Genomic DNA, 12,292 nt, shown 5'->3' with positions numbered 1-12,292 from the left:
AGGTGACGATCATGGCAACCGCTCTCGCCAAGGCCGCCGACGCCGCGTCGGTGGAGCACGCGGCCCGTATCGAGCACGTCTCGAAGTCCTTCGCCGGGCCCGCCGGACAGCAGCTCGTCCTGGACGACATCACGCTGGATGTCGCGCCGGGCGAGTTCGTCACCCTCCTGGGGGCCTCGGGCTGCGGCAAGTCGACCCTGCTGAACCTGGTGGCGGGCCTCGACGAGCCCTCCGCCGGCACCATCACGACCGACGGGCGCGCGGCTCTGATGTTCCAGGAGCACGCCCTGTTCCCGTGGCTCACCGCGGGCAAGAACATCGAACTCGCCCTGAAACTGCGGGGAGTCGCGAAGAACGAACGCCGCACCCGCGCCGAGGAGTTGCTGGAGCTGGTCCGGCTGAAGGGTTCGTACGGCAAGCGCGTGCACGAACTCTCCGGCGGTATGCGCCAGCGCGTCGCGCTGGCCCGCGCGCTCGCCCAGGACAGCCAACTCCTGCTGATGGACGAGCCGTTCGCCGCGCTCGACGCCATCACGCGGGACGTCCTGCACCACGAACTGACCCGGATCTGGGCCGAGACGGGCGTGTCCGTCCTGTTCGTCACGCACAACGTGCGCGAGGCGGTGCGGCTCGCGCAGCGCGTCGTCCTGCTGTCGTCGCGGCCCGGCCGGGTGGCCCGCGAGTGGACCGTGGACATCCCGCAGCCGCGCCGCATCGAGGACGCGCCGGTGGCCGAACTGTCCCTGGAGATCACCGAAGTACTGCGTGGGGAGATCCGCCGTCATGGCCAGCACTGAGACCACCGCGCAGGAGAAGGAGGGCGCCGGTCTCGGCGGTCTGGAGGCGGGCCTCGACGCACTGGAGTCGTCCGCGACGGGCCGTACGCCGTTCCTCGTCACCTTCCGGACGAAGATCCTGCCGCCGATCGTCGCCGTCGTCCTGGTGATCCTCGTCTGGCAGGCGCTGATCACCTTCAAGGTCGTCGACGACCCGACGAAGCTGCCCTCGCCGTCCGACGTGGGCGCGGAGTTCAAGAGCGCCTGGCTGGAGGGGCGCCTCCTCGACTACATCTGGACCAGCGTCTCGCGCGGCCTGCTCGGCTTCCTCTTCGCGCTCGCCATCGGCACCCCGCTCGGACTCCTGGTCGCGCGGGTGAAGTTCGTGCGCGCCGCGATCGGGCCGATCCTGTCCGGGCTCCAGTCGCTGCCGTCGGTGGCGTGGGTGCCGCCGGCCGTGATCTGGCTGGGCCTGAACAACTCGATGATGTACGCGGTGATCCTGCTCGGCGCCGTCCCGTCCATCGCCAACGGCCTGGTGTCCGGCATCGACCAGGTGCCGCCGCTGTTCCTGCGGGCCGGCCGCACGATGGGCGCGACGGGGCTGAAGGGTGCCTGGCACATCGTCATGCCGGCTGCTCTGCCTGGCTACTTGGCGGGTCTGAAGCAGGGGTGGGCGTTCTCCTGGCGGTCGCTGATGGCCGCCGAGATCATCGCCTCCTCGCCCGATCTCGGCATCGGCCTCGGCGCGTTGCTGGAGAACGGCCGCAACGCCAGTTCCATGGCGATGGTGTTCGAGGCGATCGTCCTCATCCTGTTCGTCGGCATCGCGATCGACCTGCTGATCTTCAGTCCGCTGGAGCGGCGGGTGCTGCGCAGTCGCGGCCTGCTGGTGAGGAACTGAACTCCCGTGCGCAACAAGCCGGTTCGCCCCGTCCTCGTGGTTGTCGCCCACGGCAGCCGCGATCCGCGGCACGCCGCGACCGTCCACGCGCTCGTGCGGCGCGTGCGGTCGCTGCGGCCGGGGCTGCGCGTGGAGACCGGCTTCCTGGACTTCAACTCCCCCGCTGTTCCGGAGGTGTTGGAGTCCCTGGCGGCTGAAGGCGTGCGGGACGTGGTGGCGTTGCCGCTGCTGCTGACCCGCGCCTTCCACGCCAAGGCGGACATCCCGGCGGTGCTGGCGGATGCGCCGGCCTCGCTGCGGATCCGTCAGGCGGCGGTCCTCGGCCCGTCGCCGCTGCTGGTGTCGGCGCTCGAACGGCGCCTGTACGAGGCGGGGTTGACGCCCGCCGACAAGTCCTCGACCGGGGTCGTGCTGGCCTCGGCGGGGTCCACCGACCCGGAGGCGATCGCGGTGATCGCCGATATCGCGCGGGAGTGGTGGCACACCGGTTGGTGCGCCGTGCGACCCGCGTTCGCCTCCGCGGCACTGCCTCGCACCGAGGACGCGGTACGGGAGCTGCGCTCCCTCGGCTGCCGCCGGATCGCGGTCGCGCCGTACGTCCTCGCGCCGGGCTTCCTGCCGGACCGGATCGCGCGGGGGGCGGCCGGGGCGGACGTCCTGGCGGAGGTGCTGGGGGCGGCGCCGGAGGTGGCGCGGGTGGTGTTGCGGCGGTACGACGAGGCGGGCGGCTTCGCGCGGTACGACGACGCGGGGCGCCTCGCGCGTCCGCAGCCCCTCGCCCTGCTCGCGGCCGGCGTCCGCTTCGGCGGGTGAGCCGGGGTCACCTCGGTGCGCTGGTCCGGGGGTCCCTGCCGCTCTCGGCGAGCGCGCGGTCGAACGCCGGTGCGTCGTCGGGGACTTGGACGGGCGCGGCGAAACCGTCGTACTGCCGGTAGAGGTCGCCGTGCTTCAGGACCACGTCCAGCACCAAGGCGGCGGTCCCCTCCGAGACGCGGAACTCCTGGCCGGTGGCTGTGGCCACGTCCCAGCCGTGCAGGGCCGTCTCCTTGATCAGCAGTTCGGCGAGTTCGGCGGCGGGCAGGGTGGCGTAGCCGAGGTCGATCTCGCCCTCCCAGACGGCCGGTTCGGACCAGGCGGCGAGCGCGCGGTCCAGTTGGGCGGCGTAGGCGTCGGCCCAGTCGGGATCGGCGGTGAAATCGGTTTCTGTGAGTTTCTCCGGGAGCTGGGTGCGCAGGGCGCGGTGCTCCAGGCCGTGGGAGGTGTAGAGCACCCAGTGGTTGACGAGGGTGCGCAGGTCCCAGTCCCCGCAGTGCGTGGGTCCGTCGAGGCGTGCCGCCGGGATGCCACGGGCGACCCGGGCCGCCTCGGCGGCACATTCGACCAGGTGAGCGTAGGTGTCGTTCGTCATGCACCCCACGCTAGGGACCATCCGCTCAGCTCTCTTGAACAAACGCGACAAGCCTCAGCAGCTCGTCGACCGGCAGCGACCCGGCCTCGCGCCGCTCGCGCGCGAACTCGTTCGCCAGCCGCTGGAGGAGTGTGTTCAGCGGCGTCGGTACGCCGTGCAGGCGCCCGAGGAGCGCGATCTCACCGTTGAGATAGTCGGCCTCGATACTGCCGGTGCCCCGCGCGAGCGACTGCCACGAGGAACCGCCGCCGCGCTGGGTGCCGGGGAGCGGGACGAGGGTGATCTTGTCGCCGCGCAGCGCCTTCTGCTCCTGAGTACTTGCGTAAGCGATTCCTGCCGTTTTCAGCACCGCTTCCCCCTCGGCCCGCACCTGCTCCCACAGCGCCGTCGCTCCCTCCGAACCGGCCACCGCTTCCAGGGAGTTGGCGAGGTTGGTGAGCAGCTTCGCGTACTGCCAGCGCGTCACGTCGGGGACGACGGGCGCCTCGAACTTCGCCGCTTCGAGGTCTTCGGCGATGCGGTGGGCGGTGGCGTCCGTGCCGTGCGGGTAGCGGCCGAGGTGGAGGAGGCCGGTCAGCGGGGACCCGGCCGCCGAGACGACGCCGGGTTCGACGTGCGCGGACGGCAGCCACACGCAGACGCCGTACACGTGCGTGAAGCGGCGCAGGGCGATGCGCTGACCCTCCACGCCGTTCTGGGCACACAGCAAGGGGAGTTGCTCGGCCGCGGTGCCGCCTCCGACGACCGGCGCCGGACCCCAGGCGGCGAGGGCCGCCTCGCTGTCCTGCGTCTTGACGGCGAGGATCAGGACGTCGTCGGCGCGCAGTTCGCCGAGCGCCTCGGGTCCGTCGACGACGGGGAGGCGGTACGTCAACTCGCCCTCGGGGACGTGCAGTCGCAGCCCGTTCTCCTGAAGTGCCGCGTGGTGCGCGCCGCGTGCGACCAGGACGACCTCCCGCCCGGCCCCCGCGAGACGCCCGCCGATCGTGCCGCCGACGGCTCCTGCTCCGATGATGATGTAGCGCATGGGACGAGCGTAAGGTCTGCCGGATGACCAGCGCTTTTCAAAAAACGTTCGTACTCGGCGGGGAACTCCCCGTCCGCCGCCTCGGCTTCGGCACCGCCCAGCTCACCGGCCCCGGTTATTGGGGCCCGCGCGGGGATGCCCGGGATGCGGTGGCCGTGCTGCGGCGGGCTGTCGAGCGCGGGGTGACGCTGATCGACACGGCGGACAACTACGGGCCCGGTGTCGCCGAGGAGTTGGTGGCCGAGGCGCTGTACCCGTACCCGGCGGGGGTGGTGGTCGCCACCAAGGGCGGGGTCGTGCGGACGAGCGACAGCGCCTGGCATGTGGACGGGCGGCCGGAGCGGTTGCGGGAGATGTGCGAGGCGAGCCTCCGTCGGCTGCGGCTGGAGCGGATCGACCTGTACCAGCTGCACCGGCTCGACCCCGGCGTACCGATGGCCGAACAGCTCGGTGCGCTGGACGAGTTGAGGGCGGAGGGGAAGATCCGGCTGGTCGGGCTGGACACGGTGACGCCGGAACAGCTCGGTGAGGCATTGGAGTTGACGCGGATCGCGTCCGTGCAGAACCGGTACAACCTCCAGGACCGTTCCTCGGAACGGCTTCTGACGGTGTGTGAGGAACGCGGGATCGCGTTCCTGCCCTGGTTCCCGCTGGGCAACGGCACGCTCACGGCCGACCCGGCGTGTACGGCCGTCGCCGCCGCGCGCGGGGTGACTGCGGGGCAGGTCGCGCTGTCGTGGCTGCTGCACCGGTCGCCGGTGCTGTGTCCGACGCCGGGGACGGGGTCGCCGGCGCACCTGGAAGAGAACCTGGACGCCGGCTCCGTACCGCTCTCGGACGAGGAGCTAGCTCGGCTGGGGTGAGGTCAACTCGACCAGTTTCACTACCGTGTTCCAGTTCCGGCTGGTGGCGACGATGTCCTTCGTCAGGCGGGGGCGGGCGAGCTGCTCGGCGAGCTTGGAGCGGCCGAGGCCGTCGGGGGCATAGAGGTAGAGCGCGCGGTCGCCGATGCGGAACTCCTCGGGGAGGAAGGCGACTTGGTCGATCCCGGCGAAGCGGCCGGCGTCCACGGGGGCGGAGAAGTAGGTGACGTGGAGCTGCTTCGGCTCCAACTCGGCTGCGGGGAAGGGGCATGCGTCGACGATCGCCTTGAGGTAGGCGTGGTCGCGGACGAGGACGTCGACGGCGAACCCGAAGCGCTCCTCGATGGCCCGCCCGACCTGTGCGGCGAGGGACGCCTCGTCACCGTCCGTGGAGAACACGGCCTGCCCGCTCTGGAGATACGTACGGACGTCGCCGTACCCGAGCCCTTCCAGCAGAGCGCGCAGGTCGGCCATGGGGAGCTTGCGGTTGCCGCCCACGTTGATGCCGCGCAGGAGGGCCGCGTAGATCGTCGTCATGGGGTCAGGGTAGGGGGCGATCGGCGCTGGTCACGGCAGCGCACCCCCGAGAGGGGAGGGAGTCGACCCCGATGCGTGTAAGGGGCCGTGGTCCTCCGCCGCGATGAGAGAGCGCGGTCCGTGGGGATGAGTTCGCAGGCCAGGACTTCACCGGTGGGCACGAGGAACGGTTCTTATCCGCGCCATACCTTCGATGCAAAGGCGACGGCAGAGGGTCGTTGCGGAACCGAGGGGGATGGCCGGTCATGGGGAAGGCAGACGTGCGGGGTTTCGCGGCCCGCGCCGGCGGCTGGAGCGCACGCCACCGATGGGCGGCCGTAGGAATCTGGGTACTGTTCGTCGTCCTGGCGATGGGCGTCGGCTCGGCGATGGGCCGGGCGGACGTCGGCGACTCGGACGACCTGAAGGGCGAGACGCACACCGCCGCCACGATCATCAAGGACTCCGGCATCGAGGAACCGGCCGGTGAGACCGTCCTGTTGCAGGCCAAGGGCGGCCAACTCAAGGCCACCGACGCCGAGTTCCGGCAGGCCGTACAGGCGGTGATCGGCGCCGTCGAGAAGACCGGCCTGGTCACCGACGTCACCTCCCCGTACGACACGGACACGGTCTCGAAGGACGGGCGCAGCGCCCTCGTCCAGTTCGACATGCGCGGCGACGCCGAGACGGCGGGCGACCGGGTGGAACCGGTGCTGAAAACGGTTGCTGCCGTGCAGCAGCGGTACGCCGACTCGCTGCGGATCGAGGAGATCGGCTCCGCCAGCATGAAGAAGACGTTCTCCGACGCGTTCGGCGACGACTTCGAGCAGGCCGAGTACTCCGCCGTGCCCGTCGCGCTCGGCATCCTGCTGATCGCGTTCGGCGCGCTGGTCGCGGCGCTGCTGCCGGTGGCACTCGCGCTCACCGCGATCATGGCGACGATGGGCCTGATGGGCGTCGTCAGCCACCTCAAGCCGATGAGCGACACCGCCGACTCCGTGATGCTGCTGGTCGGGCTGGCCGTCGGCGTCGACTACTGCCTGTTCTACCTGCGCCGCGAGCGCGAGGAACGCGAGGCCGGGCGGGATCCGCAGACCGCGCTGCGGATCGCCGCCGCGACCAGTGGGCGGGCGATCGTCGTCTCCGGGGTGACGGTGTGCGTCGCGATGGCGGGGATGCTGTTCACGGGGCTGGCGGAGTTCGAGGCGATGGGGCTGGCGTCGCTGATGGTCGTCGCGGTGGCGATGGTCGGGTCGGTGACGGTGCTGCCGGCGCTGCTTTCCTTGCTGGGCGGGCGAGTCGAGAAGGGCCGGCTGCCGTTCCTGCGGCGGCGGTCCGGTCACGGCCGGGGTGGCTCCGAGAACCGGTTCTGGTCGGCCGTGCTGAAGCGGGTCATCGCCCGGCCGTGGGTGTCCGTGGCCGTCGCGGGCGGCGTGCTCCTCGCGATCGCCGCGCCCGCGCTCGGCATGAAGACCCAGAACCTCACGCTGGAGAAGGAGTTCGGCGACCGGCTGCCCATCGTCCAGACGTTCGTCCGCGTCAACGAGGCGTTCCCCGGGGGTACGGCGCCCGCCGAGGTCGTCGTCAAGGCCAAGGACATCTCCGCGCCCGAAGTCCGGTCCGCGCTGGAGCAGTTCAAGGCCGAGGCGGTCACTTCGGGGGCCTCGCGCGGGCCCGTCGAGATCAAGGTGCACCAGCGGCAGAACCTCGCCTATGTGTACGTCCCGCTGGTCGGCGGGTCCGATCTGGACGAGGCCGGGAAGAGCCTGGTCAAGCTGCGCGACGAGGTCCGGCCGGCAACGCTCGGCAAGGTGGCGGGAGTTCAGGCGCCCGTCACCGGTGAGGTGGCCGGCTCGCACGACTTCAACGAGCAACTCGTGGGCTCCGTCGCGCCGGTGTTCGCGTTCGTCATCGTCTTCGCCTTCCTGCTGATGCTGGTGTCGTTCCGCTCGCTCACCGTCGCGATCACCTCGATCGCCCTCAACCTCCTTTCCGTCGGGGCCGCTTACGGGATTCTCGTCGCCGTCTTCCAGCACGGCTGGGGCGCGTCGCTGGTGGGCGCGGAAGGGGTCGGGGCGATCGTGACCTGGCTTCCGCTGTTCCTGTTCGTCATCCTCTTCGGGCTCTCGATGGACTACCACGTGTTCGTGGTCTCGCGGATCCGCGAGGCGCGGATGCGAGGGCGGACGACCCGCGACGCCATCACGCACGGCGTCGTGACCACCGCCGGGGTCGTCACCAGCGCCGCCGTCATCATGGTCGCCGTGTTCGCGATCTTCGGGACGCTGTCGATGCAGTCGATGAAGCAGATGGGGGTGGGCCTCGCGGCGGCCGTCCTCATCGACGCGACGGTCATCCGGGGCGTGCTGCTGCCGGCGGTGATGGCGCTGCTCGGGGAGCGGAACTGGTATCTGCCGAAGTGGCTGCGCTGGATGCCGGATCTGACGCACGACGAGTCGGCGGAGGCGGTCGCGGGGGCTGCGGCCGGGGAGGAGAAGACGCCGGTGGGGGTGTGAACCGGTAGGCGCTGAGGGCCCGTTGACTTCCGGGGGAGTCGACGGGCCCTCGGCGTTGCCGTCACAGGCTGGGGCTATTTACGCATCTTCACCCCAGCACCTCGAACATCCGCAGCCACTCCCCCGGCCCCACCTCCCCTACGAGCGCCCGCGCATCCAGCCTCGCCGCCCGGAACGCCGCATCGACCCGCCGCCTCGGACGAACCCTCCGCAACGAGGCGTGCAACGACCCCCCGACCCCGGAGAACCCCACCTCGACCAGCTCGACCCACCGCCCGTACGCCCGCGCCTCGACCAGCGGCACAGCCCGCCGCTCGATCCGCACCACCCCGGCATCCACCCGGGGCACGGGCCGGAACCGAGTACGCCCCACCCTCCCGACCAGCCGCCACTCGTACCGGGGCCAGCTCCGAACCGTCACCAGAGTCCAACTCCCGTAGTCCCCCGTCCTCTTGCGGGCGTATTCGAGCTGCGTCATCAGCGTCGCGTCGGTGAGTCCAGGCGCCCGCAGACACCAGTCCACGATGTCCGCCGTACGCGAGAAGGGCACGTTCCCGGCGACGGAGAACGGCGTCCGAGGCGCCGGCGCGGCAAGGAAGTCCCCGCCGATCACGGCGACTTGAGGCGCTGCGGCGAACCGGGCGCGCAGCCCGGACAGGAGCCGGCGATCGATCTCGTACGCCCGCAGCTCACGGCAGTGCGGCGCGAGATGCTCGGTCAACGCGCCTTTCCCCGCGCCGACTTCGAGCATCAGGGGGACGATCTCACCGCGCGGCACGGCGAGTCGGGCGAGCTCCCGCGCGGCGGCGCGGTCCGCGAGGAAGTTCTGGGAGAGCGCGCGTGCGGCAGGGGATGGGCGGGCCATGGCCAACGTCCTTTGTCTTCCGGGTTCTTGGGGAACGGGCAGCCGTGACCCCGACCGGAAGACAGGAGATGGGCACGCCAAAGGGGCACACGCGCATTGCGTGCACCCTGATCAGGCGTACGGGAGAGAAGGACGACCCGGCGGCTCAGCCGTCAGCGGGTGTCGCACCCCGGACCGGTCAGGGTTCCGGGGAGACGACGCATCCGAATGGAGTACGTGACACCCCGGCCGAGACCGGTGTTGATGATCGCGCAGTTAGCTGCCACGAGCCCGACGCTAGAAGTCCCCGGGTACCTCGGGCAACGCATTTTCCGCGGGCCCCTTCACCGCTGGTACCGCGCGAGCACCAAGTTCCCGTCCTTCTCCAGCCGTTGGCGGAGTTCGCCGAGGCCGATCGCCCCGCTGTAGTACTCCTGGAGGGCGGGCGTGGCGACCTTGTCCTTCCACTCCGGGTAGCCGCGCACGGCCTGCGCGGGCGCGGGGACGAGGTGACCGGCGAGGGCTGTGCCGGTGGCCCAGCCGTGTTCGGCGGTGTGAAGTGCCGGGTCCCGCAAGGCGGTTGTCCCCGTGGGGAGCATCCAGTCGCCGAGGGCGAGGCGGACTATGTTGGGCGGGCGCAGGAGGAAGTCGAGAAAGGCGACGGCTTCCTTCTTGTGGCGGCTGTCCTGCGCGACGGACAGCGTCTGCGGGCTGACCCCTTGGGTGAGCCCTGCGGCACCGGCGGGTGCGGGGAGCACCTGCCACTCGAACTCCTTGGGTGCCTGCTGGGAGATCTGCTGCCGGTAGGAGAAGCCGAGGGGGACCATCGCGTACTTCCCCCCGAAGAACCCGGGGAGCGTGTCCGAACCCCCGCTGCCCAGCGTCGAGTCGGAGGCGCTGTGGTCCACGTCGACCTGGTCGTGGATGGTCTGCGGTACGACCGTGTCGCCCGCGCCCATGCGGATGGTGACCTTCCCGTCGTCCCCCCGGTGGAAGAGCTGCCCGCCCGCCGAGAGGGACAGGTTGAGCGTGGCGGAGACGGGTTCGCGCAGGGGCCAGGCGACGCCGAACTTGCCGTCGCCGCTGAGCTGTCGGGTGATCTCCTTGAACTCCGGCCAGGTCCAGGGCTGTTGGGGGGTGGGGATGCGTACGCCGGACGCGCGCAGCCAGGTCGCGTTGGCGATCAGGACGCGCGGTTCCTGGAGGAACGGGACGCCGTAGATGCCGTCGCCGAAGGTCGTCGTCGCCCAACTCCGGTCGGGGATGTCGGACTTGAGGCGGGCGGGGAGCAGGTCGGTCAGGTCGGCGAGGTAGCCGCCGTACGCGAAGTCGGCGAGGTCGTCGGAGGCGTCGTGGATGACGTCGGGGGCGTCGCCGCACTCGAAGGAGGTGAGGAGCTGGTCGTGGACGCTGTCCCAACTTCCCTGGATGTACTCGACGTTGATATCGGGGTGGGTGGCGTTCCACTCCTTCACCAGCGCCTTGGTGGCGGCGACGGACTCGTCCTGCCAGGCGAGGGACTGGAAGCGGAGGGTGACGCGGCCGTCGTCGCCGGAGCTGCCGGAGGAGCAGGCCGCCAGGAACGCCAGGAGCAGCACCGCGACGAGCCTCGACGCCCTGAGCCTCAACTCCCCGCCCCTCCAAGCCTTCACGCGCATCAGCTCTTCACCGCCCCCGCCAACAGCCCTCCCGTGATCCGGCGTTGGATGAACGCGAACACCACCAGCGAAGGCAACGTCGCCAGGAACGAAGCCGCCGCCAACGGCCCGAGATCGGCCACCCCCTCCGCCCCGATGAAGTGCGTCAGAATCACCGGCAGCGTCTGCTTCTCCGGCGTCTTCAGCAGCACCAGCGCGAAGAAGAACTCGTTCCACGCGGTGACGAACGCGAACATCGCCGTGGCCGCGATCCCCGGCGCCAGCAGTGGCGCGGTCACCGACACGAGCGTCCGCAGCCGCCCGGCCCCGTCGACGGCCGCCGCCTCCTCCAACTCCCGTGGCACAGCGCGGACATACCCGGTCAGCATCCACAGCGCGAACGGCAGCGCCCACACCACGTACACGATCACGAGCCCGGCGAGCGAGTCGATCAGCCGCAGGTTCTTCAGCACGAGGAACAGCGGGATGATCAGCAGCACGAACGGGAACGCCTGGCTCACGACCACCCACCCGCTGACCGCCCGCGCGAGCCGCGTCCGGCGCCGCGCGAGGACGTACGCCATCGGGGTGGCGACGGCCACGGCGATCAGCGCGGCCGTCACCGCGACGAGCAGCGAGTTCAACCCGGCGCGCAGCAGGGGCTGTTCGTCGAAGGCCTGCCGGAAGTTGTCGAGCGTCGGGTCCCTCGGGATCCACGTCGGGTGCGAACTCCCCAGCTCCCGGGGCGGTTTGAACGCGGTGGACAGCAGCCACAGCAACGGGAAGGCGAGGAACACGAGATACGCAAGCAGCGCGGCGTACTGCGCGGGCCGTCCGAACCTCCTCACGACTCGTCACCTCCCCTGAGCCGTCCGGCCAGGAACACCGCGAGGCACACCGCGACGACCGCCACCATCACGCATCCCATCGCCGCCGCGTACCCGAACTGGCCGTAGCGGAAGGCCTCTTCGTAGGCGAACAGCATCGGCAGCCGGGTCCGTCCGCCGGGGCCGCCGCTGGTCAACACGTAGACCAGGGCGAAGGAGTTGAAGTTCCAGATGAAGTTGAGCGCGGTGATCGCGAGGGCGATCGGCCGCAGCGCGGGCCAGGTGACGGTGAGGAACCGGCGCCAGGCGCCCGCGCCGTCGACCTGTGCGGCCTCGTGGAGTTCACGCGGCGTGTTCTGGAGCCCGGCGAGCAGCGCGACGGTCGTCGTCGGCAGGCCCGCCCACACGCCGACGACGATCACGGCCGGCAGCGCCGTACCGAGTCCGCCGAGCCAGTCCCTGCCGTCGCCCAACCCCAGGTTCCGCAGCGTCTCGTTGAGGATCCCGGCGTCCGGGTGGTACACGAGCCGCCACATGATCCCGACGACGACCTCGGGCATCGCCCACGGCACGATCGCCAGCGCCCGGGCGAGCCAGCCGAAGCGCAGGCCCTGGTTCAGCAGCGACGCGAGCCCGAGCGCCAGCAGGAACTGCGGCACGGTCACCGCGAACGCCCACACCAGGCCGATCCGGAACGACTCCCAGAACAGCGTGTCGTCCAGCAGGTCACGGAAGTTGAGCCCGCCGATCCACTGCGTGGCCTGCGTCCGCCCCGACTGGGCGTCGGTGAACGCGAGCAGGATCCCGTACAGCAGAGGTCCCACGCTCAGCACCAGGATCGGTACGAGCGCGGGTAACACCAGGAACCACGCCCCTCGGTCCAGCACACCCTGCCGCACCCTCACACGCCACCCCTTCGCACAGCTCCGACGGGCCCCGCCATGGTCGTGAACCCGCCGACCCCCGTCAAGACA

At 70.8% G+C, this 12,292-nt stretch carries 12 protein-coding genes; 5 read left to right on the top strand and 7 right to left on the bottom strand.

What is annotated here, in order from left to right; genetic code table 11:
• The first annotated feature begins 11 nt into the window (after positions 1–11).
• From J8M50_RS36940 to J8M50_RS36930, 3 genes are read left to right on the top strand one after another with little or no spacing between them, the layout of a single operon-like run.
• On the top strand, positions 12–797 hold the full coding sequence (locus tag J8M50_RS36940) for an ABC transporter ATP-binding protein (protein WP_010350977.1): 786 nt from the start codon (positions 12–14) through the stop codon (positions 795–797).
• Entirely contained in the window at positions 784–1,680 is an 897-nt protein-coding gene (locus tag J8M50_RS36935) for an ABC transporter permease (RefSeq protein ID WP_010350976.1), read from the top strand. Before J8M50_RS36940 ends, J8M50_RS36935 begins: the two co-directional genes overlap by 14 nt.
• 6 nt (positions 1,681–1,686) lie before the next feature.
• Positions 1,687–2,493: a sirohydrochlorin chelatase gene (locus J8M50_RS36930; RefSeq protein ID WP_010350975.1), complete on the top strand. Its 807-nt coding sequence runs from the start codon at positions 1,687–1,689 to the stop codon at positions 2,491–2,493.
• A gap of 7 nt (positions 2,494–2,500) precedes the next feature.
• On the opposite strand, the gene J8M50_RS36925 is transcribed toward J8M50_RS36930, so the two are convergent.
• Positions 2,501–3,088: a TIGR03086 family metal-binding protein gene (locus J8M50_RS36925; RefSeq protein ID WP_010350974.1), complete on the bottom strand. Its 588-nt coding sequence runs from the start codon at positions 3,086–3,088 to the stop codon at positions 2,501–2,503.
• A gap of 25 nt (positions 3,089–3,113) precedes the next feature.
• Entirely contained in the window at positions 3,114–4,115 is a 1,002-nt protein-coding gene (locus J8M50_RS36920) for a ketopantoate reductase family protein (protein WP_010350973.1), read from the bottom strand.
• A gap of 23 nt (positions 4,116–4,138) precedes the next feature.
• Between J8M50_RS36920 and J8M50_RS36915 the strand changes: the two genes are divergently transcribed.
• Positions 4,139–4,978: an aldo/keto reductase gene (locus J8M50_RS36915; protein ID WP_010350972.1), complete on the top strand. Its 840-nt coding sequence runs from the start codon at positions 4,139–4,141 to the stop codon at positions 4,976–4,978.
• On the opposite strand, the gene J8M50_RS36910 is transcribed toward J8M50_RS36915, so the two are convergent.
• Entirely contained in the window at positions 4,961–5,515 is a 555-nt protein-coding gene (locus tag J8M50_RS36910) for a DUF1697 domain-containing protein (RefSeq protein WP_010350971.1), read from the bottom strand. The two genes, J8M50_RS36915 and J8M50_RS36910, sit on opposite strands and share 18 nt — an antisense overlap.
• 245 nt (positions 5,516–5,760) lie before the next feature.
• Here J8M50_RS36910 and J8M50_RS36905 point away from each other — a divergent pair, with 245 nt between their 5' ends.
• Positions 5,761–8,010, top strand: coding sequence for an MMPL family transporter (locus J8M50_RS36905; RefSeq protein ID WP_010350970.1), 2,250 nt, complete (start codon positions 5,761–5,763; stop codon positions 8,008–8,010).
• An 88-nt stretch (positions 8,011–8,098) separates the two neighbouring features.
• Here J8M50_RS36905 and erm read toward each other — a convergent pair whose 3' ends face one another.
• The 4 genes from erm to J8M50_RS36885 form a co-directional block, all read right to left on the bottom strand.
• Entirely contained in the window at positions 8,099–8,875 is a 777-nt protein-coding gene (gene erm / locus J8M50_RS36900; protein ID WP_010350969.1) for an ErmE/ErmH/ErmO/ErmR family 23S rRNA (adenine(2058)-N(6))-methyltransferase, read from the bottom strand.
• Positions 8,876–9,198: 323 nt separating this feature from the next.
• Positions 9,199–10,512, bottom strand: coding sequence for an ABC transporter substrate-binding protein (locus J8M50_RS36895; RefSeq protein WP_010350968.1), 1,314 nt, complete (start codon positions 10,510–10,512; stop codon positions 9,199–9,201).
• Entirely contained in the window at positions 10,512–11,339 is an 828-nt protein-coding gene (locus J8M50_RS36890; RefSeq protein ID WP_010350967.1) for a carbohydrate ABC transporter permease, read from the bottom strand. The genes J8M50_RS36895 and J8M50_RS36890 overlap by 1 nt, the downstream gene beginning before the upstream one ends.
• Positions 11,336–12,223 carry a carbohydrate ABC transporter permease gene (locus J8M50_RS36885; RefSeq protein WP_029183459.1) on the bottom strand — a complete coding sequence of 296 codons (888 nt, stop codon included), beginning with the start codon at positions 12,221–12,223 and terminating at the stop codon, positions 11,336–11,338. The genes J8M50_RS36890 and J8M50_RS36885 overlap by 4 nt, the downstream gene beginning before the upstream one ends.
• Positions 12,224–12,292 lie beyond the last annotated feature (69 nt).

Origin of the sequence: Streptomyces acidiscabies (assembly GCF_020010905.1) — a bacterium.
Taxonomy (GTDB): Bacteria; Actinomycetota; Actinomycetes; order Streptomycetales; family Streptomycetaceae; genus Streptomyces; species Streptomyces acidiscabies.
This window is presented reverse-complemented; position numbering and strand designations above follow the sequence as displayed.